This window comes from Candidatus Pelagadaptatus aseana (assembly GCF_040362265.1).
In the GTDB taxonomy this organism is placed as follows: domain Bacteria; phylum Pseudomonadota; class Gammaproteobacteria; order Pseudomonadales; family Cellvibrionaceae; genus Pelagadaptatus; species Pelagadaptatus aseana.
On the sequence record NZ_BAABNJ010000010.1, the window covers coordinates 61,638 to 87,498 of the forward strand.

A 25,861-nucleotide genomic window follows, 5' to 3' on the forward strand; every position below is an offset into this window, starting at 1 on the left:
GGGGGAATAGATGGGTAAGGCGGAGTATTCTTACGATCTGCTGGTTTTAGGTACCGGACCATCCGGTAACGGCGCTGCCATGGCAGCGGTAAAAAGTGGCCTCAATGTTGGTATGGTCGAGCGTCACGATATGTTGGGCGGCAACTGCGCTCACAAGGGCACTGTCCCATCCAAATCCCTTCGTCATGCGGTTAAACAGTTGATTCGCTACAACAGTCAGAAGCTGTTTCGCAGTATCAGTGAACCGCGCTGGTTATCCTACCCGGATATTCTCGAGGCCGCCTCTCAGGTGATCCCTAAACAAGTCGATATGTACACCCGGGTATATTCACGCAACCGAGTGACTGTCCACACCGGTGAGGCCTCGTTCGTTGACAATAACACGGTACGAGTGGAGCTTGATGACGGTGCCTTTGAATACATCAAGGCCAAGAATATTATTGTCGCCACGGGTTCCCGGCCTTACAGACCCGATGACGTGGACTTTAATCACCCCCGGGTTTACGACAGCGACACCATCTTGCAGATGAATCACACACCCAGAACCATGATTATTTATGGTGCGGGTGTGATCGGCAGTGAATATGCGTCTATCTTTTCAAGCCTTGATATCAAAGTGGATCTCATCAATGGCCGCGATCGTTTGTTGTCTTTCCTGGATGATGAGATATCCGATGCCCTGAGTTATCACTTGCGCAATAACGGCGTAACCGTCAGGCACTGTGAAGAATATGAATATGTGAACGTCAATGATGATGGTGTTCAGATGCACTTCAAATCCGGCAAGCACATTCGTGCCGATGTTTTACTGTGGTGTAATGGGCGGACGGGTAATACTGAAGCCTTGAACCTTGAATCCATCGGGTTGGAGGCAGATCACCGGGGTCAGCTGAGCGTCTCGGAACGCTATCAAACCAGCGCTGAAAACGTTTACGCGGTAGGTGATGTAATTGGCTGGCCCAGTCTTGCCAGTGCTTCGTCAGATCAGGGCAGGGCCTGTGCCCGAGGCATCTGTGGCCAGACGGTTCGCTTTGTCAGTGATGCGCCGACCGGCATCTATACCCTGCCTGAAATCAGCTCTATCGGAAAAACCGAGCGCGAGTTAACCGATGCCAAAGTCCCCTACGAAGTGGGCAGGGCGTTCTTTAAAAATACCGCTAGGGCACAGATCAGTGGTGAAGACGTCGGGATGCTGAAATTGTTGTTTCATGTCGACACGCTCGAAATTCTGGGTATCCATTGCTTTGGTGCCGAGGCTTCGGAAATTATTCACATTGGCCAGGCCATTATGAGTCAGGAAGGTGAAGCCAACAGCATCAAATTTTTTGTGAAAAATACATTCAATTACCCGACCATGGCAGAGGCCTATCGGATTGCGGCACTGGAGGGACTTAACCGCGCCAACCGTTTTTAATTTTTCCCTATACGACACCCCAAAAGCCAGAGACTTGTCTCTGGCTTTTTTATTTCAGTCCTGCGTTGCAAACGCCGCATCGGCTGCAGCCAGTGCGCTCAGATTCACGGTGCCACGGCTGCTGGCTGTGCGCGACAGGATATGCACCGGCTTGGCCATACCCAGCAGAATCGGACCCACGCTGACACCTCGGCCACTGACTTTAATGCCTTTAAACAGAATGTTGGCTGCATCCAGATTGGGTGCGATCAACAGGTTGGCTTCACCGTTGAGTTTGGAGTAGGGGAACATCTTGTCCCTGATGCTTTCCGATAGAGCGGCGTCAACGCGCATTTCCCCCTCTACTTCAAGTTGCGGGGCGCGCTGCTCCAATATGTCACGGGCTTGGCGCATCATAATGGCCGAAGGGTGATTGGAGCCGCCAAAATTCGAGTGAGACAACAGTGCGACTTTGGGTGTCAGACCGAAGCGACGAACTTGCTCCGATGCCATCATGGTGATTTCAACGATCTCATCAGCGGTTGGTTGGTAGTTGATGTAGGTATCCGCCACAAAATAGGTGCCGCTTTCCATAATGACCAGATTCATGGAAGCCGGGCATTTCACCCCTTGCTGCAACCCCACAATGGAGCGGATTTGTTTGAAATGCTCCTGAAAGTTACCGCGAGGGCCGGCAATCATGGCATCCGCATCGCCCCGCCGCAGTAGCATGGCAGCAAGGGCTGTGGCATTGTTGCGCAGTATGCCTTCGGCGTCGGCTGGCCAAACTCCGCTGCGGCCAAGCAGTTGGTGGTAGTCTTTGGCCAAATCCCCATAGCCTTCAAAGTTGGAGGGATCGATCAACTCAAAATCTCGGCCAACTCGCAGATCCAGTCCAACTTCACGTATGGTGTGTTCGACACTGGTTTTGTGACCGATTACCAGTGGGTAGGTGCAGTTGTCCTGCTGCAGGGTTTGCACGCTGCGTAACACCCGCTCGTCGGCGCCACCGGCAAAAATCAGACGCCTGGGGTTTTTGCGAATAACATTGAAAACCCCTTTCATGACTGAGCCAGAGCGAAACACGAAGCGGTTCAACTTGTCCCGATAGGCGTCCATATCTTCTATGCGGCGCATGGCCACACCACTGTCCATGGCCGCTTGCGCAACGGCGGGCGGAATGGCGGTCACCAATCTGGGATCAAAGGGCTTGGGTATGATGTAATCCGGTCCGAATTTCAGGGTTTCTCCCTGATAGGCATTGGCAACTACCTCGGAAACTTCGGCGTGAGCCAGCTCGGCGATGGCTTTAACGCAGGCTATTTTCATGGCCTCGTTGATGGTGGTGGCACCACAGTCCAGTGCGCCTCGGAAGATAAAAGGAAAACACAGGACATTGTTCAATTGATTCGGAAAGTCCGAGCGACCCGTGGCAATAATGGCATCAGGTCGGGCCGCCTTGGCTTCTTCCGGCATGATCTCGGGGGTAGGATTGGCCATGGCAAAAATCAGCGGCTTGTCTGCCATGCGTTTGACCATGTCGCCGGTCAGAACCCCCGGTGCGGAAAGGCCCAGAAAAATATCGGCACCATCGATGACATCGTCCAGTGTTCGAGCCTCGGTGTCGATGGCATAACGGCTGTTGTAGGGATTAATGTGCTCTTTACGGCCGCGATAAACCACGCCGGCAATATCGGTAACGGTGATATTTTCTTTGCGGACTCCCATGGTTACCAGTAAATCCATGCAGGCCAATGCCGCAGCTCCCGCGCCTGAGGTGACTACTTTGACAGTACTGATGTCTTTCTCGACCAGCTTCAGGCCGTTTAGAACACCGGCTGCTGCGGTAATCGCCGTGCCGTGTTGATCGTCGTGAAAGACCGGAATGTTCATGCGCTCGCGCAGCTTTTCTTCAACGATAAAGCATTCAGGCGCCTTGATGTCTTCAAGGTTGATGGCGCCAAAGGTGGGCTCAAGACCGGCAATGATCTCAACCAGCTTGTCCGGGTCGGCCTGATCAATTTCTATGTCAAACACATCGAGTCCGGCAAATTGCTTAAACAGTACGCCTTTACCTTCCATGACCGGTTTGGAGGCCAGAGCGCCAATATTGCCAAGGCCGAGGACGGCACTGCCATTGCTGATAACGCCGACGAGATTGGCTCGTGAGGTGTAGTTTGCGGCGGTGTTCGGATCGCTGACAATTTCTTCACAGGCAAAAGCAACGCCAGGGGAATAGGCCAGCGCCAGATCCCGTTGGTTGGCTAAGGGTTTGGTGGCGTAAGTGCCGAGTTTCCCCGGTGTCGGGTATTGATGATAGTGAAGTGCGCTTTCTCGTAAATCATCGCTCATGCGAAGTTGGTCCCCTGTATTGTGGCCTGTTTCTCTGGAATGACATCGTGTGTCATAAATTGCGGCAGGTATAATACAGGAAAATAACGAAAATAGATATTATGAATAGTGGTCTGCCCCGGTTGACAGTATTGGCAACCAGGGGCGGGTCATTAGATTGAATTTAGTAGGGCGTTATTCCATTTCTGCCCGAACAATCCCGGGGGTTTTGGCGCCACCTTTGACGCGATCGGGGTGATCCCGCTCGTTGAATCGTCTCAGGCCTTCATGCAGTTCAGCCCTGGAATCCGGGTTGCTGAACAGGCGGTTAAAGCACTCCGCTTCGATGCGTAAGCCTTCGCGTAAATCCTGACCAAAACCGCGTATGGTCGCTTCCTTGTCTGCTCGAATGGCCGGTTGGGGCAGGCTGGAGATAAATTCAGCCAGTTCAATGGCCCGCTTCAGAGAGGACCCCTGGGGCACCACTTCGTTGGCCAGGCCAATGCGATAGGCTTCTTCGGCATCGATGACCTTGCCGGTAATAATCAGCTCCAGAGCTCGACCCATCCCAACGATACGCGGCAGGCGTTGGGAGCCGCCATCGGCCAGACCAATATTCCAGCGGCGGCAGGTGATGCCAAAACTGGCGTGCTCTTCAACCACACGCATATCGGCGTAGCAGGCCCATTCAAAACCGCCGGCGTAGGCTATGCCGTTAACGGCTGCGATGATGGGTTTGTAGATGTCGGTCCACCGTGAAGGGCCCAGGATGCCCGGAGCCTCACCTCGGTCATGGCGGGCAATATCAGCGGGTTGGTTCGGGCATAAAACAGCTTGATCGGGATCTGGGTGGTCTGAAGGTTCAGTGGCGTTGAAATTACTCTTTAAGTCGCCTCCAGCGCAAAAAGCCGAATCACCGGCCCCGGTGATGACCGCCACCTTGGCTGCGTCATCGGTACGGAATCGATTGAAAGCATCGATCAATTCACGATGGGTGCGGGTGCCAATGCAGTTTTTAACTTCCGGGCGATTGAACGTAATAACGGTTACCGGCCCTTTCTGTTCATAGATGATGTGTTGATAGTCCATGGTCTCTCCTGAGGTTTATTGGATTGCAGTGGGCTCAGGATAGGAGAGCCGCAACCCCTTAAGAAGGTTATAAACTTGTTTTAAGGGTGTCCCTAGATTACATTTATGAAGATTTTTGGCTGTGATCGAAAGAGATGAAACAGGTACAACCCTTTGCGGATAAATTATTATTACCCACCATACCCGTGGGCTTTCTGGATGATGTGATTCAGGCGCCGAGGTATCGGGGCATTGATATAACCACCATTCTTTCTGAGCAGGGCCTCACCGAAGCGCTACTGAAAACGTCCGGTATGCGGGTTTCGGTTGAAAAATATTCTCATGTCCTGCGTGCCTTGAGAGATGCCACCGATGACGCTTTTTTGGGCTTTTTATCACGTCCCATACCCGCCGATGCCTTCCGGGTATTTTGCTATTCGTTACCGGGTTGTCGAACGGTAGAGGAGTTGATTGCCCAGTGTAATGACTTCTATGGGCTCTTCATCGACGAATTTCGTTGGACTCTGACCGATACAGAATCGGCTTTGACTATCCAGATAGACCTACAGGAAACCTATCCGATCGATTACCGCTTTATCATTACCAGCCTGATGCTAATGACCATTCGATTGTTTGGCTGGTTGCTGGGGGAAGATGTAGAGCCTGAGCTGGTAAAGTTTACGTTTACTGAAAACACCACGGACAAAAACCTTACTTACCTGTTTGGCCGAGGTATTGCCTATGGTGCGGAGCGAAATCTGATTGTGTTCAAGCGCCGTTACAGCAAAGCAAAGCTGTCCTGTACCAGAGACCAAATACGGGAAATGCTCAAGTCGACCCGTAACCTGTTTTTGATCAGTCGGCGCAAATATCCGCTGTCACAGGAAGTTCGCCGATTGCTTCTCAGCAGTAAGCACGATGAGTGGCTCGAGGTGGATGAAGTGGCTCAGTCGCTCGGCATCAATCCGCATCAGCTGTGGCGAAAGTTGAAGGCTGAGGGCAGCAGTTTTTTGGAAATACGTGATCAAATCAAACGGGATTGGGCTCTCGTCTTGCTGGAGGACCCATCCACTAGCGTTGAAATGGTCGCGAATCAATTGCGGTATTCCGAGGCAAGCGCCTTTCGCAAAGCGTTTAAAAAGTGGACTGGGTTGCAACCGTTACAATATCGAGAGCTCCTGAGTTAGTGTTGTTCCTGTTTTCGAATCACTGTGCCACACACTCCTTCCTGATTGGCCACACTGAGAAAAGCGTTTGAGTCCTGCGGGGAAATAATGGCGATCGACGCCACGCCCTGATCCAACAGAGCAACCGCTTCTTCAACTTTGGGAATCATTCCCCCCTGAATCACCCCGGCCTCAATCAATTGTTTGGCAGAGTCTGGTGTGATCTCACCTATGCGTGATTGTGGATTGTTAATGTCTTCAAACACGCCGCCAATCTGTGTGGTCAGGAGTAGCAACCGGGCTTTCATTTTGCTGGCTATCTGGGTAACCGTGGTGTCGGCATTAATATTGAAAATGCGACCATCTTCGGCCACTCCTAGGGTAGCGATTACCGGAACAACAGCCAAATCCAGTATGCCTTGTAACAGGTTTTGATTGATCCCGGTAACATCACCCACTTCGCCGAAATCGATGGGGTCCGATCCTGAACCTGAAACGATTCTGGGAGGCCGTTTAGTCGCCTGTATCAAGCGACCCGATGCGCCATGGCAACCAAAGGCAGGCACCCCGGATGCCAACAGTGCACTGGTCAATCGGACATTCACTTCTCCGGCAATGGCCTGTTTGACCACCCTCAGATCCTGTTTGCCGGTAATGCGACGCCCACCAATTTTATTAGGTGTTATGCCGATTTGCTGTTGCAACAGATTGGTCTGTGGCCCCCCACCATGGAGAACGATTACCTGCCAGCCGGTATTTAAAAGTGATTTGATGTTTTCTCCCAGTCCCTCCAGTTCAGATGGGTTCTGCAGGATATCCCCCCCCGACTTTAATAACCGCAAGAGGCGAGGGTGAATCGGTATTGCTATGCTTCATAACAGTATCCCTGTAGCTTGCCAATCAGGGCCACATGCCCGGTTGATCAAGACCATGATGCATGGGTTTGCCGGTCATCAGATTAAAACTCTGAATCGCTTGTCCTGCGCCTCCTTTGATCAGGTTGTCGATGGCGGAGGTGCAGCAGAGGGTTTTGGTTCCAGTAGCTTCGTCTTCCCGCACCGCGATACCGATTTCCACACGGGCTGAGCCGGCCACCGCAACCACTTCTGGAGAGGCGCCAATTGGCATTACGCGCACCAGCTTGTGGTCGGCGAAGTAGTTTTGGTAAATCCGTTGAATGCTCTCGGCCGAGTGTCCCTCAGGCAGGTCTAATTGAGAGACGGCCAGAATGCCTCGCACGAGAGGAGCCGATACCGGGACAAAATCCAGAGCAATATTGCCACCGCCAGCCTGAGTCAGGGTTTGAATAATTTCCGCTCGGTGCTGATGGTTCAGGGTTTTATAGGTTTTCAGATTGTTGACACGAATGGCATGGTGGGTGCCTGGCTGGGGTTTAACCCCAGAGCCGGATGATCCTGTCATGGAGACGTTGCGGACATTGACCGACTGCAACAAACCGGCATCCGCCAGCGGCAGTAAGCCCATGGCAATACCTGTGGCGAAACAACCGGGGCTGGCTACATGTCGGGCATTGCGGATCTGTGCTTCATTGAGCTCCGGCATACCATAGGTAAAAGTGCCCAGACGTTCGGGGCAGGGGTGTTCTGGTGCGTAGTCACGAATGTAGTCTTCGAGGTTGTTGAGTCTGAAGTCACCGGATAAATCGATAATCCGAACATTTTGATCGAACAATTCCATGGCCACCCGCGCCGTGATGATGTGTGGCATGGCAAGGAAAACTATATCAGCACCATGGGCGCATTCTTTTGGCGATATATCCTCAAGAATCAAGTCATCAAAACCGGTCAGTGCTCTATGTACCTGACTCACCGGCTGACCGACATAATCCTTACTGGAAATTCTGAGAATCTCGACATCATCGCGAATCATCAAATGCCGAAGAATTTCTGCGGCACCGTATCCGGCTCCGCCAATAATTGATACTTTGGTCTTGTTCATAAATGCCTCGTTGTGAATAACGGTTAGATGGTTGTTCTGGATACAATCAGCCCGGCGCGTTGGCCAACAGGAATGTTGTCATTGGGGAATACGATGGCATCGCCATCATTTTCTATGATGTGGCCTTGCGGGTGATCTTCGGTAATTTGGAAACCTTTCGGATAAGGAGTGAAATTCTTTTCTTGTTTTGAGATGTTTAACCTGAAACTTTCCGATTGTTTGATCAGCTCTCGGGTGACTTCAAAGATGCTGACTTTATTCAACAGGCTCTGTTGTTTATCTGCCGGCTGATCCAATGCTGGTACAGCTTGGTTACTGATCAATCGGATCAGATTGTTTTCCATGGCTGCGAAATCTTCGCACTTGTTTTCACCAAATGGCCTGACTTTCCCCAGTTCAACCGTGAATGCCTGTGCAGTTAATTTTGCACTGGAGAAATAACTGAATGTTGAGGAGGGCTGATGGCTCAATAAAATGGCGTCAATCCCGCTGTCGGCCATAAACGCGATCTGATTTTTATTCCAGTAGCGGCCATCCGGGTAGGGGTAAATGGCAAATTTGGGATGTAACGAACCACGGATCGCCGTATGCAAATCATAGTGAATTCGTTCGGCCTGACGCTTGGCATAAAAACTGGCAACGCATTTTTCCAGTTTCTTCGCACGCAGGGCCTCATGATGGGTTTTACCTCGATGCTTGCCATTAAATAATCGATTCATATTCTCTTCATCAAAACGCTTGCCAAGGTTCATTGCCACCGGGTTGCCGATGATCAACAAGGTACGATTTCTGACAGTAATAGCACCGGCAATAATTTTCGCTGCAATACGGTCGACGATTTCAATCGGAGCGGTTTCGTTACCGTGTATACCCGACGAGATAACGATATCCCGCATACCTGTAGATTGGTGTGGATGTGGTTCAACCAACAAGATTCCGGTGTCTATTAATTGCAGACTGCAATTATCGAGCTGGATTCGGTTTTGCAAACTGATTCCGCCGGGATGCTCGCGGGTAATGGCCAAAAAACCCTGCTCCAACAGTTGCTGATTCAGTGCTTGCGCTGTAATACGCCTATCTGTGTTGTTCATGGGTTAGCCGTTTGTGCGGTGATGGTTTTTTGCAACAGGTCATCAATGATGTCTGCGGGTAATATGTTTTGCTCCATCAACAGGCTTTTGATGGAACGTCCTTCGGTTATGGCTTGTTGCGCCAGAGCGGAAGTGGTTTCATAACCGAGAATCGGATTCAGAGCCGTAACAATGCCTACCGAGGATTGCAGCAGTTCATTGCACTTTTTGGGGTTGGCTGTGATGCCATCAATACAGCGGTTGCGCAAGATATCGGAGCCGCGTGTCAGCATGGCCAGAGACAGAAACAGGCAGTTGGCTATGACCGGTTCGAATGCATTCAGTTGCAGTTGACCACTCTCGGAGGCCATGGCAACTGTCACGTCTTTACCAATCACATCGTAAGCAATCTGGTTCATGACCTCGGGAATCACCGGATTGACTTTGCCCGGCATAATGGAAGAGCCGGGCTGCATCTTGGGAAGATTAATCTCACCCAAACCACACAGCGGGCCAGAAGATAACAGTCTCAGGTCATTGCAGATCTTGGAAATCTTGGTGGCAAAGCGCTTCAGTGTTCCAGATAACTGCACAAAATCTCCCGTGTCCCAAGTGGCTTCAACCAGATTTTCAGCCAGGCGCACGGGCAGTTGAGAGACTTCTGATAAGTGATGGATTGCTCTGTTGCAATAACCCGCTGGCGTATTGATTCCGGTACCAATGGCGGTTGCGCCCAGATTGATATCCAGAAGCAAATTGGCGGTATGATCCAGTTGATGTGCATCTTCAGCAATCGCTGTTGCAAAGGCGCCAAACTCCATTCCCAACGTCATGGGGACGGCATCCTGAAGCTGTGTGCGGCCGATCTTGTAGATGTCTTTGAATTCGTCTGATTTACGACTGAATGACTGTTTTAATTGGTTTATGGCAGCGATCAAAACCTTGGCTTTTTGGAATAACGCCAGTCTCAATGCCGTAGGGTATACGTCGTTGGTTGACTGCGAGCAATTGACGTCATTGTTGGGGTGCAAATAAACATATTCACCTTTTTTATGCCCCATGATTTCAAGTGCCCGGTTGGCAATTACCTCGTTGGCGTTCATATTCGCTGAAGTGCCTGCGCCGCCCTGAATAACATCAACGGCGAAATGTTCATGGTGTTTGCCGGCAATAATTTCATCACAGGCCTGGCCGATTGCTTCGGCTTTGGCTTCACTTAAACAATTCAAATCGCGATTGGTCAGAGCACAGGCTTTTTTCACCATGGCCAGTGAAATGACCATTTCGGGGTCGATGCTCAGCGGTATGTCTGTGATCGAAAAATTTTCTATGGCACGTTGGGTCTGAATACCGTAATACATGGATGCCGGTATTTTTTTTGAGCCCAGAGAGTCTTTTTCTGTACGAAAGCTTGTCATTACGTTTATATCCATTTCGGCTAGCGATGAATAGAATGATGAATGGATCAACGTTGAAAATCGTAAAAGTTGCCGATTCCCAATATTCCGGTGAGATCGTCCAGTGCGGTCCGACATTCCTCCATAAAATCAGGATCTTTCAGATCGTCCGGACTGAGTTCATCGCGGTAATGTTTGGAGACCCAGCTGTGTAATCGATCAATTGCGGCATGATTTAGAATGAAGGCGGGGTGTACGGCATCCAATTCCTGTTCCGTCAAAGTGACACGTAATCTCAGACAGGCCGGACCACCGCCATTGCTCATGCTTTGACGCACATCGACGAATTCAACATGGCGTATGGGTTGACTGACATCATTCACCAAAGCTTGTAAGAAATGGTTTACCGCAGGATTGTCACGGCATTCTGTTGGTGCAATCAGGCGCATGTTTGTCATGTCGCCATCCTTATTTGCCAGCAACTGGCTGTTAAACAGATAACTGCTGATGGCGTCCTTCAGACTGACTTTGTCGTTTGTGACGCATATTGGTTGAAACGCCAGCACCTGATTCAATTTTGCAAATGCATTATTTCTGGAAGATTCTTCGAAGGCTGCTTCGTGATAGAAAAGGACCGGTCCATTGCCTACCGCCACCACATCATTATGAAAAGCACCGGCATTGATGGCTTCGGAACTTTGTTGCAAAAAAATGGTGCTTGTATCATCAAGTTCGTGTTGCCGTGCTAAAGCGACACAGGACTGTAATGTTTGTCTGGCTGGAAATTTAAGTTCAGTGTTAGGTGATAAGTCATCACGGCCATAAACAAACAGCCCCACACCCGGTCGGTTGTAATCAGGGGTTAATCGGGTGTGATTCGCCGCACCTTCGTCGGCAAATTTCATTAATGAGGGTAGAGCATTATGGACTTTGAAAAAGCGCTCATCATTGAAGATGAGGCTCAGGGTTTTCTGGGTGCCATGATGTTCAATAGCTCTGTGATTGGTGGTTATCAAATTGGCCGGCGTAAAGTGGCAGCGGCCATCAGAACTGTCCATGGATGGCGTGACAGTAGCAGCATTAGCCGCCCACATGCTCGACGCCGAGTAAATCATGGGCAATAACTCCGGGCTTTTATTTGCAGCGCTGGTGATGACATCGCGGTCGCTGCCAGTGAAACCCAAGCGTCTCAGCAAACCGATGTCCGGTCGTTCCTGTGGCAGGATAAAGCCTTGTTTATAGCCCAGATTGAGTAAGGTACGCATTTTTTCAAGCCCCTGCAGCGCTGCTTGCTTGGGCTTCGATACGTTTTTGGCGTTGCGGAAAGAGGCGAGATTACCAAAGGCTAAACCGCTGTAATTGTGGTTGGGGCCGATTAAACCGTCAAAATTGACTTCAAACGCTTGCATGATGATGTCCTGAAATTGGCAGTTGCCGATAAATTAATGTTGGGTGAACCTGAGCAATGATCCGACGTTACAGTTCAGTGCTTCCAGAGCCTGTGAAGACAACTTGATGTCGCCATTCCCGTTTCGGGCTATAGGTGTATGCACCACCCGGAAATTTTTTAATTGGCTGGTGGCAACCAGTGTTGCTCTTGAGGCAATTTTGTCAGTGGCAATTTGGGCCAGACCCTGATCTATTCGTCGGACACTGCGTAGTTGATCTACGCGTCCCTTGAGCAGAGGCCCACCGTCAAAAATATCGATGACTTTTTCGTACTCAAAACCTTCATCAATCAATAGATCAAACGCGCGAACACCGGCTTGATTGGGTTTGCCCATAGCTTGTCTGGCAGACTCAGGCAGCAGTGAGGTATAAATTGGGTGTTTGGGCATCAGCTCGGTAATAAACTGATTGGAACCGATACCGCATAAGTGATCGGCCTGGTCAAAATCCATTTCAAAAAACTGTCGGCCTATGGCCTCCCAGAATGGGCTTTTACCATTTTTATCGACCCAGCCGCGCAATTCGGCAATGACGTAGGGAGCAAAACGCTCCTTAAATTGACCCATTAGCAGGTAGCGTGATTTGCCAAGCCAGTGGCCATTACCTCGATAATCAGGGTCTAGGAAAAAAGTCCCTACTTCAGAGCAGTCAGTGTAATCGTTGGTGAGGTGCAGCAGTTCGCTGCGCACTTCCTTACTGATGGAGTGAGAGTAGTGGGTCAAACTCATCAAACGATAGGCATAAAAAGCCTGACGATTACCTGTTTTGGCGTAAACACCAGCGGCACCAACGACTTTTTCGATGGTGGTGTCTTCCATAACCAGCAGGAAATAATCCGATCCATCCAGAATTTCGCCATTAAAGCTATTCATGGACAGTTCAATTTTTTTGCTCATGGATTCAGGGCAATCTGGAAGCGAAGTCATCCCATCGCCGGCTTTTCTCGACAAAACCAATAAATCTTCCAGATCCTTTTTCGCTACAGGTCTGATCACAAGCATTTTTCTGCTCCCTCTCAATATGAATCTTGCCGTGTTGTAATTCGGCTAACCAAAGTTGAGAGAAAGTTTGCCCGTTTTAATTCCGGAGTTGATTTTGAAGTTGAGTGTATTTGGCGAATATTATTCGTCGGCTGCGTTGGCCTACTAAAGATGTTGATTTTTAAATGATCTTCCGAGTAGCTCGCTGAACAATGTGGAAAACAATCTGCGGTTAGTGATGCTACATTCAGGATTTCATTTTGTGGTGCATGACTACAATGCCAATGAAACGGCAGGGCATTTCTACAGCGAGTTGCCCGAAGCAACTTTCAGGAGACACAATCATGCAACCCCACAACAGTTTTGACACCGATATAGAGTCTTTAATTCAGAGAGACGCAGAAGTGATTTTACATCCTGCTTCGTCAATCACTGCCTTATTGGAAAATGGTCCACAAATGATCGTCGATGCCAAAGGTAGTTATATTATTGATGCCAATGGCAATCGGTTACTCGACGCAGTAGGTGGACTCTGGTGTGTCAATGTGGGGTACGGGCGGGCTGAATTGGCAGAGGTGATGCAACAAACGGCAAAACAATTGGGCTATTACCACACGTTTGCTAACGCCTCGAATCCGTGGCAAGTACAACTGGCTGACAAATTATTAAAATATGCGCCCGACAATCTGGGTAAGGTGTTCTTTGGTAATGGCGGTAGTGATGCCAACGATACCTTGGTTAAAATTGCCTGGCATTACCATGCATTGCGCGGTCATCACAGCAAGACAAAAGTGATTGCCCGGCAGCAGGCTTATCACGGGACCTCAATCAGTACCGCCAGTTTGACTGGGTTGGGAGGCTTTCATAGGGAATTCCCTTTACCTCTCGACTTCGTGTTGCGAGTTGAATGTCCGCATTATTATACCCGTGGCCTAGCTGGCGAAACTGAATCCGAATTCTGTGACCGCTTGATTCAGGAAGTTGCAGATTTGATTGAGAGTGAAGGGGCGGACAATATCGCAGCATTCTTCGCAGAACCCATCCACGCAGCCGGAGGTATTATCGAACCGCCACAGGATTATTACCCCAAATTGAAAGCGCTTTTGTCGAGCCATGATATTTTACTTGTGGCCGATGAGGTCGTTTGTGGTTTCGGTAGAACCGGCAGTTGGTTTGGCTCTGAGCAGTTGGGTTTTGAACCCGATATGATGAGTACCGCCAAAGGGCTCACCAGTGGTTATTTCCCTATGTCCGCAGCCCTTATCAGTGATCAGATCTGGTCAGTTTTGAAGGAGGGGTCGGCCAAACTGGGTGCTTTCTCTCACGGTTATACTTACAGCGGGCATCCAATTGGTTGCGCGGTAGCTTTGGTTAACTTGCAGATTATGGAAAATGAAAAGTTGGTTGATCAGGCTCGCGATAACGGCGCCTATATGCATCGCCGTTTGACAGAAACCCTGGGCGATCACGCCCACGTTGGCGAAATTCGCGGCCGGGGCTTACTGGCCGGTGTGCAGTTGGTCCAGGATCGCGCGACAGGGCAGCTACCGGACATTACCTGGAAATGGCCATTGCAGGTAACCAATTATTGTCGCGATAAGGGGGTTATTGTGCGGCCCTTACCCAGCGTCGGTACCATCGCCATATCACCGCCGCTGACGATTTCACGCTCTGAAATTGACCAGTTGGTCGAGGCTTTAAGCGATGCGGTGAACACACTCAATATGTGAAAAACAGGCGAGAATGATAAAAACGACAGTTGACATTACTTAACCTTGGTTACATTATTGTGACCGATTCAAGCAAAACTTTCGCTTTTGTTTTGAATGGGGAAGCATAAACCGCAACCTTTTCGCTGCGGCTGTGTAGCAAAATCAATACATAAGATACCGAAAAACATGTATTACAACGCGCCACAACATTGCTCCGTCAATTATCTCCTGAGTGAGTGGTTCGACGAATAAGTTTCCAGTCCGGTGAGGATGCCGGATTGGTGAACTGTGTCTGACTGCCAGTTTTATCCCTTCATTCCCAGATTCACTGCCACAGGTGTAAGCCTGTTCTATGCTTTATTGCACCTGTGTCTCCCGTTAGCGGGATAGTTACGTCTGTTGTTTCGCTGATGGAAGCTTCGGTTCCTTATCTCAATCGATCTAAGGCGTCGACTCGTTGATGCCGTCTATAAAAAAAATCCTTTGAGGAGAACAAAACCATGAAAACACTGAAGCATCCGCTTTCGATGGCTGTTAAATCAGTTATTGTTGCCGCTTGTATGAGTCCAGTTGTGGCCAGTGCCAATGAGCCTGCCCCGCAACTGCCTGTTGAAGAAGTTATTGTAACCGGCACCCACATTAAAGGGCTGGATTTGGAGGGCGCTTTACAAGCCGTTACTTTGAACCGTGATGATATCGCCTCATCCGGTGCCGCTACGGTGTCAGATTTGCTGTCACAATTGAGTCAGACGGAAGGGGGTAATGCCTCATTCTCTGCAATCACCGGTGGTCCCGGATCGGACAATACGCCAACAGGTTCAGCCGCTATTGCCCTGCGTGGGTTGGGGGCCTCGTCGACACTGACACTGATTAATGGTCGTCGCATTGCCAGCAATGCTTTTGCCAATGGCGCCAAAGGTTCCTTTATCGATGTTAATTCCATTCCACTGTCAGCCATTGAGCGGGTTGAGATTATTCCAACCGGTTCGTCTGCGGCTTATGGTGCGGATGCGGTAGGTGGTGTTATCAACTATGTGCTGCGCGATGACTTTGAAGGTACCGAAGTTTCTATCAGTTACGGTAACTCTGCGGAAGATTCCGATGACAGTAAGTCCAGCATCAATGTGATCTGGGGTGGCAAGTTTGGTGATAGCGTTCGCGCCACACTGTTTGCCGATGTTTATGATCGCAATGCGTTGATGGATAAAGACCGTTCCTTGACCGAAAATCCCTTGCTTCCCGATTTGAGTAACTCCGGTACTTATCCGGCGCACAATGATTTGTTTTTGATGTTTGATGATCAGGTTCAGGATGACGCGAATGGCTGTAACAATGTTATTGCCGGTGACTTTGGTGATGTCTGTAGCTATAACGGTAATGCGTTTACTACCACCTACGATGAGCGTGAGGCTCTGAGTCTTGGCGGTCTGTTTGAGGTTGAACTGAGCGATACCATGTCTTGGTTTACCGAGGTAATGTATTCAAAAAACAAATCTCAGGGTACCAATACACCGTCTTCTTTCAGTCGTAACCCCATCGATCCGGAAAACCCCAATATTCCATTGGATCTGCAAACCGATATGATCAATGAGGCTATTGCCAATGGCAATGCCGGTACAGTCTTCCCAGATTTCTATGGCTTTCCAGTCTATATCTGGGGCCGTTTTTCCGAGCCGCGTCAGGTAGAAGTGGAGTCTGAATCTGCACGTTTACTGACCGGGCTTGAAGGTGAATTCGACAACGGCTGGTCTTGGGAAACCGCTGTCAGCTTCAGTGAGAATGAAAACACCCAGAAAGGTGTTTCGGGCTATTTTGTTACCGAAACACTCTATAACGCCATGGCCGGTAACTACTGTACTGATGGCAGTCTGGTTGACCGCTGGGATATCGATATCTCCAGACGTGATGCCAGCTTTAATGGCGATACCTGTGAAGGCATTGGCAAGACCACCTGGTGGCCAAACATCTGGGACGGTGACCCACTGGATGATCCTCTGATTGCCAGCGCATCTACTTCAGCAGAGCGTACCGCCAAATCTGAGCAATTCAGCTGGGATGCCAAAACTTCAGGCGCCCTGTTTGAATTACCTGCCGGCGACCTGATGGCTGCCTTCGGAGTAGAATACCGTGAAGAAAAAGTTGTGGATGAGCCTTCGGCGATTGCCACTTCAACACCAAGTAATCCTGACCCGGTACGTGGCTTTTCATCGACTGACGTAGATTATCAGCGTGATTCCTATGCCGCCTATGCCGAACTGTTTATTCCAGTAACCGATGAGTTTGAGGTTCAGTTACAGGGGCGCTACGACCACTTTGATGACTTTGGTGATACCTTCAATCCCAAAGTTGGCTTGCGCTATCAGCCAGCGGAAGAGTTGATCCTGCGTGGTTCCTGGTCAACTTCATTCCGTGCACCTTCTTTGTCACAAAGTGGTTTGGGCACGATTCTGTCTGATGGTTCCATTAATTGTGATGAAGCGGATCTGACCGGAACTGAACTGTGTCGCACCAATGATCCACGCCTGAATCTGACCGAAGATGTTGGTAATCCGAATCTGCAACCGGAAGAGGCGGAAACCTGGTCGGTTGGTTTTATCTTCAAGCCGTTTGAAAATACTGAAATCCAGATGGATTATTTTCACATTTTCCAGGAAGACGTAGTTGATATTGATAACGATGCTTTCTATCGCGATGTGCTGGCGGGTCTGCATCCTGTAATCGATATCGATACCGGAGAGTTGATCGATCCTAATACCGGTGCGGTTCTGGCGACAGCGGGTGATGCGGCCTTTGATTCAGTCACTTCTGTGGATCCTGCGACCGGTGATTATTATCTGACTCCTGGTGTTGCAGGTGTTGAAGTAGACGCCGATGGTATTTCTGATGCCCATTATCAGTTGACCAATCTGGGACATATTAAAGTCAGAGGCTTTGATTTTATGGCAACCCAGTGGCTGGATACGGATACCGCGGGTTCCTTCCGCTTTCGTTTAGAGGGTACCTACCTGCAAAGTTATGATGTGAAAACATCAGATTTTAATGAAGTGGAAACACTGGCTGGTGAGTTCTCTTATCCGAGATTGGTGGCTACGGCGAGTGTCCGCTGGCGTTATGAAAACTTCAGTACCGAACTGCGTGGCAAGTACAAATCCGGTTATGACGAAGACATCGATCGGGTTGATGATTCCGGTTATATCGCTGATTTGAATGCTGAAGGTTACGACACAACCAGCCTGAAGGTTGATTCAGAAACCATCTGGGATTTGAATATCTCCTATGATTTCTACAACAACAGCTACATCTCGTTCAGTGTTAAAAACCTGTTCGATGAAGAGCCACCGTTGTCCCTGAGTGATGATGACATTCCGTTTGATTCCGCTAATTACGACTCCATGGGTCGCTATTACACTCTGAACTACGTTCACAGTTTTTAATAGGGAAGCAACGGTAATGTGTGACCAGCTTCGGCTGGTTACACAAGTTTTCTAAAGGTGAGTAAATGGTAAACCAAGCAACTGACGCTAAATTGACCGCTACAGATCGAATGCCCGATACCTATCTGATATTGATAGCCGTAGCATTGCTGGCTTTTGCGTTAACTTATCTGGTGACGCCCGGTTCTTTCTCGACCATTGAGCAGGTTCAACCCGATGGCGAAGTAAAGGCGGTTCTTGATCCTGACAGTTATCGGGCGTTTGCTGATGGCCCACAAGGCGCAGCGGTATTTGCCTCCGGTGGCAATATGGGCCTTCTGAATCTGCCTTTTGAAGGTATGGTTTCTGGCAGCAAATGGGGTGCCTCCATTGGTGTCTTTGCGTTTATTCTGATTACCGGGGGTGCTTTTGGCATCATTATGGCAACCGGTGCGATTCACCGCGGCTTAATGCGTCTTATTGCCAGAAGTCGATCGCTGGAGTTGTTGGCGGTACCGATTCTGTTTCTTGCTTTTTCATTGGGTGGCGCTGTGTTTGGTATGGGGGAGGAGGTTATTCCTTTTGTGCTGATCGTGGCGCCCATCTTTGTGGCTATGGGTTTTGATTCCATCGTAGTGTTGTTGGTGACCTATGTGGCTACGCAGATCGGATTTGCCTGTTCCTGGATGAATCCATTTTCACTCAGTATTGCTCAGGGAATCGCCGGAGTACCGTTACTTTCCGGAGCCGACTTTCGTATCGCGGTTTGGGCCTTCTTTACATTATTTGGTATTGGCCTGACGCTCTGGTATGCGATCTGGGTGCGAGACAATCCCAAATTGTCGTTGGCATATGAAAGTGATCAATGGTTTCGCGATCAGCAGTCACAAATCGATGACGACAGTTGCGATGCCTTATCTCTGGGGGATGTACTGATCTTTTTGGTGTTGTCCGGTGGCATTGTCTGGATGATTTGGGGTGTCACCAGCCAAGGGTATTATCTACCGGAAATCGCTACTCAATTCTTTACCATGGGTGTGCTGGCGGCCGTTGTAGGGGTTGTATTCAGACTCGATGGCATGACCGCTAATGACTCGGTGGAAGCCTTCAGACAGGGGGCCATGCAACTCTTGCCTGCGGCATTGGTTGTGGCATTCGCCAAAGGTATCGTACTGCTTCTGGGGGGCGATGGCCCCGAGCAAGTCAGTGTTCTGAATACGGTATTGCATCATGCGGGTAATTTGTTATCGGGGTTGCCGGAAATGGTGGCAGCCGCCTGCATGTTTTTGTTTCAGAGCGTATTTAATTTTTTTGTCACATCCGGATCGGGTCAAGCCGCTTTGACCATGCCGATCATGGCACCATTATCGGATCTGGTTGGAGTCAGCCGTCAGGTAGCCGTATTGGCTTTTCAACTGGGTGATGGACTCACCAATATTCTGGTTCCGACATCTGCCGCTTTGATGGGTTGCCTGGGCGCCGCCAGGGTGTCCTGGGGTCAATGGATACGTTTTATTTACAAGCCCGCCTTACTGCTGTTCGCGCTGGCTGTAATCACGATGATGGTTGCCGTGCTCACTGATTTCAGTTGAGTCGGAATCATCTGCTATTGGATTCTTAAATGATCAGACTAATAAAAAATGCCCAGGTGTTTGCACCAAGAAATCTGGGTAAGACAGATGTATTAATTTCAGGAAGTCGAATCCTTAAAATTGATTCGAATATTTCTCTGGAAACCATCGGTGCGCAGGAGTGTGTCGAAGTGGTTGATGCCTCTGGGAAAATTATGGTGCCGGGTTATGTCGATACTCTTGTTCATATAACCGGTGGCGGCGGCGAGGGTGGTTTCCAGACGAGAACACCCGAAATAGAATTCGACAATATTGTTCGCGCCGGTGTTACCTCTTTGATTGGAGCCTTAGGCACAGATGCGACCACTCGTGGATTGGCTGACGTTTATGGTAAAGCCATGTCCCTCAGTCAAAGTGGTCTTAACTGTTTTATGTACACAGGTTCCTATGAAGTCCCTGTTAAAACCATTACCGGCTCGATCAAGAGCGATATGATTTTTATTGAACCGGTTATAGGTGTAGGTGAAATTGCCATATCAGATAAGCGCAGCTCGCAACCCACGCCCCATGAATTAGCTCGGATTGCATCCGATGCCAAAGTGGCCGGCATGATTGCCGGTAAAACCGGTATTGTCATGATTCATCTGGGCGACGAAGAGACCTGTCTGGAATCGCTGCATCAGGCTGCTGATCAATTTGCTGTCGCGCTCTCCCAGTTTTATCCAACCCATATCAATCGCAACAGAACATTATTTGAAGCGGGTATTGAATTTGCGAAGCAGGGTGGAACCATCGACTTCACCACCTCTACCAATGATTCCATTCTCAAGAGCGGAGAAATAAGGGCAAGTCAGGCTTTGGCTAAGGCTCTTCAGGCAGGGGTGCCATCAGATCGATTAACCATGTCGTCTGATGCTCAGGGGTCCCTGCCTAATTTTGATGAAGATGGCATTTTGGAAAGCCTGGATGTTGGAGCCATTGACTCATTGCACAATGAAATGCTCCGTGCAGTGAAATCCGAGGGTGTGGAGTTCTCTCTGGCTTTGTCAGCCATCACCAGTAACCCGGCTCGAGTAACAGGTCTACACCGCAAGGGGCAGCTCAAACAAGGCTCTGATGCCGATCTGAATTTGCTCGATTCAGAGTCTCTGGCAATCAGCTCGGTAATGAGTCGTGGTCATTGGCTGTTACAGAATGATGAGATGGTTGCGCAGACGCCTTTTGCTTCTGCTGCAACGTAAATAATTTAAACGCCAGAGTTTTAATTAGGCAGGATTCGATTATGAAGATACAAATCAATCGCACATTGCTTGTTTGGCTTCTCACATCATGGGTTCTCATGGTGGGCTTAATGAGCAATGCTCAAGCGGAAAATAATGGCAAACTCCTGATTGTGGGTGGGGCTTTGCGCAGTGAAAATCAGGAAATTTACAAGGCTTTTATTGATGCTATCCCGCAGGGTAAGCATATTGCTGTTGTGCCTTTGGCCTCTGGCAGCCCCAGTAAAAGTGCCGCGGCTTTTAAAAATGATCTGATTAGCTATGGTTTCGATGCAGATAAGATTCATATCGTTCCATTGGCTGTTAAGGACGATCGCAGCACCGATGATATTGATGAAAGTCAGTGGGTGGCGAATGCCAATAAAGCCGAATTGGTTATGGCCTTAGAATCACAGGTTGGCGGTTACTGGTTTACCGGTGGTGATCAGATGCGGATTCTGGATGCGTTATTGCCACAGCCGGATAAGCCGACGGTATTTCTGCAGCATTTGAGATCTGCACTGCAGCAAGGTGTTGTGATAGGCGGGACCAGCGCCGGTGCTGCAATGATGAGTAATCCGATGATTGCTGCAGGTGACAGTTTCAATGCGGTCACAAAGAAATCAACCGGTCAGTATTATGGTACCGAGACTCAGGAAATTGGCCAGTTATATATACATCATGGTTTGGGTTTCTTTCCCTATGGTTTGGTAGATCAACACTTCGACCGCAAAGCCCGTCTTGGGCGTCTGGTTCGGGCAATGGCTGCCACTGGTGTTAATCAGGGGTATGCGGTTGATGAAGACACGGGTATGTTGATTGACCTTGCAGCGCACACGCTGAAAGCTGTGGGTGTGGGCTCCGTAACCGTTCTAAATTCTCAAAAAGCCGAGTTTACGCCTTTCCCGTTCAGTGCCAAAGATGTTCTGTTGTCTTCTCTGATTAGCGGCGATGTGATGGACCTTTCCACTGGCATGGTGGTGGATCCAATCGGCGCTCCGACTCGTGGCAAGGAATACTTTGATCATCAGGCCTTGCAAGGGGCTGGTATGGCGTTGGGCAATAACCGGGTTAATCGTCTGTTGGGCTATGAGTTATTGGATAACCGTGGTGCCAGTGAAGTCAAACGCTACAACTTTCTCGACAGTGGTGAAGGTTTTATTTATCGCTTTACGCAAACCAGAAAGAGCAAAGGTTACTGGCGCGTGGCCAGTGGTTCGGTAGATGGTTACACCGTCGAAAACGTCATGCTGGATATCGAACCAATTGAAGTCACCATTACACCAAGAAAAGCGTCTGACTGATTGTTGAGGTTATTATGTCCAGTTCGCTTGATCGGATTGATTTGAAAATACTGCAGACTCTGCAGGATCAGGGGCGTATCACCAACAAGGAGTTGGCGGAAAAAGTGAATTTGTCGCCCAGTGCGTGCCACCAGCGTTTGCAAAAGTTGATTGACGACGAATGGCTCACCAGCTTTCATGGAGTGATCAATATCGATCGCCTTTGTGCACCCGTGCAATGCATTGCCACCATTGCACTGGGTAACCATTCGCCAGATGCTTTTCGGTTTCTGGAAAAAAGGGTTGAGTCCATGCCCGAAGCCTTAGAGGCTTACACCGTCAGTGGCAGTTGTGACTTTATCGTCCGGTTTGCCTGCGCGCATATGACCCGGTATATGACGTTGACCAATTCACTGATTCAGGAGTGTCCGGAAATTGACACTATCAGCACTCACGTGATCATGAAACAGAGCAAACGGTTTTCGCGATATCCGCTGGACGATTTAATGGACTTTAACGCTTATCGATAGCGGGAAGCGTTAAAGGATCAGATTTCAAATCGTAGAGCCTCGCTGGGTTCGGTACGTGACGCCAACCAAGCGGGGTAGATGGTTGCGGTAAGACCCAGTAACAGTGACGCGATACCAACGGTAATAAAATCACTCAGCCAAATTTCTGATGGAATGTAATTAATGGGGTAAATTGCTGAATCGAGAAAGGTAATTCCCAATGCGCTTTCAAGAAACTGCACGAGCGACTGGGCCGACAGCGAACCCAAAAAACCCAATACCAAACCGATTACCGTTCCGATCACGCCAATCATGCTGCCCTGGACCATAAACACCGCCAGGATGTCACTGCGGCTGGCGCCCAGCGTTTTCAGGATGGCAATATCTGCGCGCTTATCGACAACCACCATAACCAGCGTGGACACCACATTGAACGCGGCAATGGCTACAATCAAAAACAGCAGTAAACCCACCAGGTTTTTGGACATTTGAATGGCGTGATACAGATTGCCGTGGGTTCTTGTCCAGTCTGAAAAATAGTAGCCGTAGGGCAGCTCTCTGGATAGTTGATAGAGCGTCTCTGGGGCGCTGAATAAATCCATGGATTTTACCCGCAGTCCGCTGACTCTGCCCGGAAAAGCGGAGAGAGCCGATGCCGCTTCAAGATGCAATAGCGCAAGAGAATGATCCAGCTCGGTATTGCTCTGTATCAGACCAGCCAGTGTCACCGCTTTGAATTTTGGCGCGGCACGATGATCGGATTGGGATGGTATGATCAGTTGGATCCTGTCACCCACTTCAAGGCTCAATGAATTGGCGATTCCCCGACCCAGCAAAATGCTTTCCGGGTTTTCAGCAAACTGTTTTTGCTGGGTGGATGAAATGTATTGGGAAAGATCAGAAACCTGGCTTTCCTGCTGCACATCAATGCCAAATATGGCTGTGGGTACGACTTTTTTACCTTTGCTCAGCATCCCTTGCAGCTCGACAAAAGGGGCGCTGGCGATCAGATTCGGGTGCCGATTGATATCGGTTTGCAGAGAGTGCCAGTCTTCGATGCCGTAGCGATGATAGAGGGCGCCATGAGGTAAAACCCCCAGGATTTTTTGTTCCAGCTCGCGCTCAAAGCCATTCATAACCGACAAAACTGTCAGCAGCAGTCCTACACCCAGACCGAGTCCGGCAATGGATATAGCAGAAATAAACGATACCAGTTGGCTGCTGCTTTTAGAGCCCGTATACCGGAGCCCGATAAAGCGGGTGAAGGCCTTCATGATTTCAGTAAACCATTTTCCAGTGTCAGTACCCGATCCATGGCGTTGGCAATTTGCTCATCGTGGGTCACGACAATAAAAGCGATGTTGGCATCACGGCTGAGAGTCAGTAACAGTTCCTGAATGGTGTTGGCGGTGTCCCTGTCCAAATTGCCGGTTGGTTCATCCATCAACACACAGGCGGGATTGTTGGCCAGCGCTCTGGCAATGGCAACACGCTGGCGTTCACCACCTGATAGTTCAGACGGTTTGTGTTGTTGGCGATGTTCCAAGCCAACCTGTTGCAAAAAGTGACTGGCTTCAAGCAGAGCTTGTTTTTTCGAATGGCCGGCAATCATTTTGGGGATGGCAATGTTTTCCTGGGCGCTGAATTCTCCCAGCAGATGGTGGAATTGATACACAAACCCCAGGCTTTGATTGCGCAATTTGGCTCGCTCGTTATCACTCCCAGTGGAGAAGGCCTGGCCATTAAGGAGAACGTCACCCGCGGACGGCTGATCAAGACCGCCTAACATATTGAGCAGGGTGCTCTTGCCTGAACCAGAGGCCCCAACAATAGCCAGCCGCTCACCCGGGTGCAGTTCAAAATCGATACCTTTTAACACCTCGACGGTGTTTGGTCCCTGACGGTAATGTTTGACGATGTTGCGACACTGTAATACGGCTTGAGACACGGATTGTTCCTGATAGGTTTGGCGCTTATTCATAGCGGAGCGCTTCAGCGGGTTCAATTTTGGCAGCCTGATAAGCTGGGTACAAGGTGGCCAGCAGGCTCAACAGACAGCCACAGCTGACCACCAGAATCAGGTCGTCAATTTTCAATTCGGATGGCAAGCGGCTGATGAAATACACGTTCGGGTCGAATATTTGAAAGCCAAACAGGGTTTCAATGGCTTGTACAATGCTGTCGATATGGCTCGCTATCAGTGATCCCAGTGCGGTACCGAACAGCACACCGAAAATGCCCAGGGCACCGCCCTGAACAACAAAGACACCCATCACCTGGGCGCGGGTTAATCCCAGGGTTCTCAAGACCGCAATATCGGAACGCTTGTCCGCTACCATCAGAACCAAGCTGGAAATAATATTGAATGCCGCAATGGCAATCACCACCAGAAGTAAAACGCTCACCACGGTCTTCTCCATTTTTACAGCAGAGAACAGACTGCCCTGAGATTGGCTCCAGTCCTGAAAAACAATCCCGGCATCAGCTGGGTAGCTTGCTGCGATTCGTTGAATCACCGCAGGAGCTTGATAAATATCCTCGGTTAATAATTCCAGACCTGAGACTCTCTGACTCAGGCGCATCAACTTTTGGGCATCTGCCAAATTGGTGATGATCAGGTTTTGATCAATTTTGGCTCCGACTTCAAATACGCCAACCACAGTAAATCGTTTGACTCGGGGAAAGGCGCCGAGCGGCGTTATGGTCAGTTGGGGCAGGGTGACGGTAAGCTTGTCGCCAATATTAATGCCCAGATAGCGCGCCAGCAGGCGGCCTATGATAACGCCATATGGCTGCTGCTTAAGTCTGTCCAATTGGCCGGCAATCATCCGATCTTCAATGTTGGTCAACTGCTTCAGGTCAGCGGTTGCCAGCCCTCTCATCTGAACGCCATATAACCCTCTTTCATAACTGACCATGGCATTGGCGCCGATAAAGGGGGCGGCATGAATCACGCCGGGCTGATGTTGCAGTTCTGCCTGCAGGTCGGACCATGAAATATCAGGTGAATCGAATGTCACGGTGCCATGAGGAATGACTTGCAGTAGCCGTTCTTTTATCTCTCTGTCAAAGCCGTTCATAACCGATAAAACGGTCACCAGAGCGAGACTCCCCAAGAGCATGCCAAGAAAAGAGAAACTGCTGACAAAAGAGATAAAGCGATTGCGTCGCTTGGAGCGGATGTAGCGCAGGCCTATTATTATGGGAAGCATAAGATTCATGGGCACATTAAACCCAATGGCTTGCTGCATCACAAGAAATAAAAGCCTCTGGCTTTATGTCCGGATTTTCTGGTGAAAGT

The 25,861-nt window shown here is 49.5% G+C and carries 19 protein-coding genes; 8 read left to right on the forward strand and 11 right to left on the reverse strand.

The annotated features are described in order from the left end of the window. Positions 1–10: 10 nt before the first annotated feature. Positions 11–1,414: a Si-specific NAD(P)(+) transhydrogenase gene (gene sthA / locus ACPXV9_RS14475; protein ID WP_423898486.1), complete on the forward strand. Its 1,404-nt coding sequence runs from the start codon at positions 11–13 to the stop codon at positions 1,412–1,414. 54 nt (positions 1,415–1,468) lie between these two features. Here the strand turns inward: sthA and ACPXV9_RS14480 are convergent, their stop codons facing one another. Together ACPXV9_RS14480 and ACPXV9_RS14485 are read right to left on the reverse strand one after the other, a co-directional pair. Next, a complete protein-coding gene (locus tag ACPXV9_RS14480; protein WP_423898489.1) occupies positions 1,469–3,745 on the reverse strand; it encodes an NADP-dependent malic enzyme in 2,277 nt (758 codons plus the stop codon). Between the two features lie 174 nt (positions 3,746–3,919). Further along, positions 3,920–4,813, reverse strand: a complete 894-nt coding sequence (locus tag ACPXV9_RS14485) for an enoyl-CoA hydratase/isomerase family protein (protein WP_423898492.1) — start codon at positions 4,811–4,813, stop codon at positions 3,920–3,922. 134 nt (positions 4,814–4,947) lie between these two features. Here ACPXV9_RS14485 and ACPXV9_RS14490 point away from each other — a divergent pair, with 134 nt between their 5' ends. Beyond that, entirely contained in the window at positions 4,948–5,979 is a 1,032-nt protein-coding gene (locus ACPXV9_RS14490; RefSeq protein WP_423898495.1) for an AraC family transcriptional regulator ligand-binding domain-containing protein, read from the forward strand. Here ACPXV9_RS14490 and argB read toward each other — a convergent pair. Genes argB through ACPXV9_RS14520 form a run of 6 tightly spaced genes read right to left on the reverse strand, consistent with a single transcriptional unit; the run spans position 5,976 to position 12,834 of the window. Beyond that, a complete protein-coding gene (gene argB, locus ACPXV9_RS14495) occupies positions 5,976–6,800 on the reverse strand; it encodes an acetylglutamate kinase (RefSeq protein ID WP_423898497.1) in 825 nt (274 codons plus the stop codon). The genes ACPXV9_RS14490 and argB overlap by 4 nt on opposite strands. Before the next feature lie 58 nt (positions 6,801–6,858). Then, complete coding sequence (gene argC, locus ACPXV9_RS14500) at positions 6,859–7,917, reverse strand: N-acetyl-gamma-glutamyl-phosphate reductase (protein WP_423898499.1); 1,059 nt, start codon at positions 7,915–7,917, stop codon at positions 6,859–6,861. Between the two features lie 23 nt (positions 7,918–7,940). Beyond that, a complete protein-coding gene (astE, locus tag ACPXV9_RS14505) occupies positions 7,941–9,008 on the reverse strand; it encodes a succinylglutamate desuccinylase (RefSeq protein ID WP_423898501.1) in 1,068 nt (355 codons plus the stop codon). Beyond that, on the reverse strand, positions 9,005–10,414 hold the full coding sequence (locus tag ACPXV9_RS14510) for an aspartate ammonia-lyase (RefSeq protein ID WP_423898653.1): 1,410 nt from the start codon (positions 10,412–10,414) through the stop codon (positions 9,005–9,007). Before ACPXV9_RS14510 ends, astE begins: the two co-directional genes overlap by 4 nt. 38 nt (positions 10,415–10,452) lie before the next feature. Then, positions 10,453–11,793 (reverse strand): N-succinylarginine dihydrolase, encoded by a 1,341-nt coding sequence (gene astB / locus ACPXV9_RS14515; protein WP_423898503.1) that lies wholly within the window; start codon positions 11,791–11,793, stop codon positions 10,453–10,455. A gap of 33 nt (positions 11,794–11,826) precedes the next feature. Further along, positions 11,827–12,834: an arginine N-succinyltransferase gene (locus ACPXV9_RS14520; protein ID WP_423898505.1), complete on the reverse strand. Its 1,008-nt coding sequence runs from the start codon at positions 12,832–12,834 to the stop codon at positions 11,827–11,829. Between the two features lie 323 nt (positions 12,835–13,157). Here ACPXV9_RS14520 and ACPXV9_RS14525 point away from each other — a divergent pair, with 323 nt between their 5' ends. From ACPXV9_RS14525 to ACPXV9_RS14550, 6 genes are all read left to right on the forward strand, one after another. Continuing rightward, the gene (locus ACPXV9_RS14525) at positions 13,158–14,543 is read left to right on the forward strand and encodes an aspartate aminotransferase family protein (RefSeq protein ID WP_423898508.1); all 1,386 of its coding nucleotides are present in this window, start codon (positions 13,158–13,160) and stop codon (positions 14,541–14,543) included. 482 nt (positions 14,544–15,025) lie between these two features. Then, on the forward strand, positions 15,026–17,959 hold the full coding sequence (locus ACPXV9_RS14530; RefSeq protein ID WP_423898511.1) for a TonB-dependent receptor domain-containing protein: 2,934 nt from the start codon (positions 15,026–15,028) through the stop codon (positions 17,957–17,959). Between the two features lie 65 nt (positions 17,960–18,024). Beyond that, a complete protein-coding gene (gene yfcC / locus ACPXV9_RS14535; protein WP_423898514.1) occupies positions 18,025–19,530 on the forward strand; it encodes a putative basic amino acid antiporter YfcC in 1,506 nt (501 codons plus the stop codon). A 29-nt stretch (positions 19,531–19,559) separates the two neighbouring features. Beyond that, positions 19,560–20,750 carry a beta-aspartyl-peptidase gene (iadA, locus tag ACPXV9_RS14540; RefSeq protein ID WP_423898516.1) on the forward strand — a complete coding sequence of 397 codons (1,191 nt, stop codon included), beginning with the start codon at positions 19,560–19,562 and terminating at the stop codon, positions 20,748–20,750. 110 nt (positions 20,751–20,860) lie between these two features. Continuing rightward, a complete protein-coding gene (locus tag ACPXV9_RS14545; protein WP_423898518.1) occupies positions 20,861–22,072 on the forward strand; it encodes a cyanophycinase in 1,212 nt (403 codons plus the stop codon). A 14-nt stretch (positions 22,073–22,086) separates the two neighbouring features. Beyond that, positions 22,087–22,581, forward strand: a complete 495-nt coding sequence (locus ACPXV9_RS14550) for an Lrp/AsnC family transcriptional regulator (protein WP_423898520.1) — start codon at positions 22,087–22,089, stop codon at positions 22,579–22,581. A 17-nt stretch (positions 22,582–22,598) separates the two neighbouring features. On the opposite strand, the gene ACPXV9_RS14555 is transcribed toward ACPXV9_RS14550, so the two are convergent. From ACPXV9_RS14555 to ACPXV9_RS14565, 3 genes are read right to left on the reverse strand one after another with little or no spacing between them, the layout of a single operon-like run. Further along, positions 22,599–23,834, reverse strand: a complete 1,236-nt coding sequence (locus tag ACPXV9_RS14555; RefSeq protein WP_423898522.1) for a lipoprotein-releasing ABC transporter permease subunit — start codon at positions 23,832–23,834, stop codon at positions 22,599–22,601. Beyond that, positions 23,831–24,541, reverse strand: a complete 711-nt coding sequence (gene lolD / locus ACPXV9_RS14560; RefSeq protein WP_423898524.1) for a lipoprotein-releasing ABC transporter ATP-binding protein LolD — start codon at positions 24,539–24,541, stop codon at positions 23,831–23,833. Before lolD ends, ACPXV9_RS14555 begins: the two co-directional genes overlap by 4 nt. Further along, positions 24,534–25,772: a lipoprotein-releasing ABC transporter permease subunit gene (locus ACPXV9_RS14565; RefSeq protein ID WP_423898527.1), complete on the reverse strand. Its 1,239-nt coding sequence runs from the start codon at positions 25,770–25,772 to the stop codon at positions 24,534–24,536. The genes lolD and ACPXV9_RS14565 overlap by 8 nt, the downstream gene beginning before the upstream one ends. Positions 25,773–25,861: the final 89 nt, after the last annotated feature.

Excerpts from the sequence above, each read along its gene's own strand:
- sthA (WP_423898486.1), top strand. The coding sequence starts at position 11 with ATGGGTAAGGCGGAGTATTCTTACGATCTGCTGGTTTTAGGTACCGGA.
- ACPXV9_RS14480 (WP_423898489.1), bottom strand. The coding sequence starts at position 3,745 with ATGAGCGATGATTTACGAGAAAGCGCACTTCACTATCATCAATACCCG.
- ACPXV9_RS14485 (WP_423898492.1), bottom strand. The coding sequence starts at position 4,813 with ATGGACTATCAACACATCATCTATGAACAGAAAGGGCCGGTAACCGTT.
- ACPXV9_RS14490 (WP_423898495.1), top strand. The coding sequence starts at position 4,948 with ATGAAACAGGTACAACCCTTTGCGGATAAATTATTATTACCCACCATA.
- argC (WP_423898499.1), bottom strand. The coding sequence starts at position 7,917 with ATGAACAAGACCAAAGTATCAATTATTGGCGGAGCCGGATACGGTGCC.
- astE (WP_423898501.1), bottom strand. The coding sequence starts at position 9,008 with ATGAACAACACAGATAGGCGTATTACAGCGCAAGCACTGAATCAGCAA.
- astB (WP_423898503.1), bottom strand. The coding sequence starts at position 11,793 with ATGCAAGCGTTTGAAGTCAATTTTGACGGTTTAATCGGCCCCAACCAC.
- ACPXV9_RS14520 (WP_423898505.1), bottom strand. The coding sequence starts at position 12,834 with ATGCTTGTGATCAGACCTGTAGCGAAAAAGGATCTGGAAGATTTATTG.
- ACPXV9_RS14525 (WP_423898508.1), top strand. The coding sequence starts at position 13,158 with ATGCAACCCCACAACAGTTTTGACACCGATATAGAGTCTTTAATTCAG.
- ACPXV9_RS14530 (WP_423898511.1), top strand. The coding sequence starts at position 15,026 with ATGAAAACACTGAAGCATCCGCTTTCGATGGCTGTTAAATCAGTTATT.
- yfcC (WP_423898514.1), top strand. The coding sequence starts at position 18,025 with ATGGTAAACCAAGCAACTGACGCTAAATTGACCGCTACAGATCGAATG.
- iadA (WP_423898516.1), top strand. The coding sequence starts at position 19,560 with ATGATCAGACTAATAAAAAATGCCCAGGTGTTTGCACCAAGAAATCTG.
- ACPXV9_RS14545 (WP_423898518.1), top strand. The coding sequence starts at position 20,861 with ATGAGCAATGCTCAAGCGGAAAATAATGGCAAACTCCTGATTGTGGGT.
- ACPXV9_RS14550 (WP_423898520.1), top strand. The coding sequence starts at position 22,087 with ATGTCCAGTTCGCTTGATCGGATTGATTTGAAAATACTGCAGACTCTG.
- ACPXV9_RS14555 (WP_423898522.1), bottom strand. The coding sequence starts at position 23,834 with ATGAAGGCCTTCACCCGCTTTATCGGGCTCCGGTATACGGGCTCTAAA.
- lolD (WP_423898524.1), bottom strand. The coding sequence starts at position 24,541 with ATGAATAAGCGCCAAACCTATCAGGAACAATCCGTGTCTCAAGCCGTA.
- ACPXV9_RS14565 (WP_423898527.1), bottom strand. The coding sequence starts at position 25,772 with ATGCTTCCCATAATAATAGGCCTGCGCTACATCCGCTCCAAGCGACGC.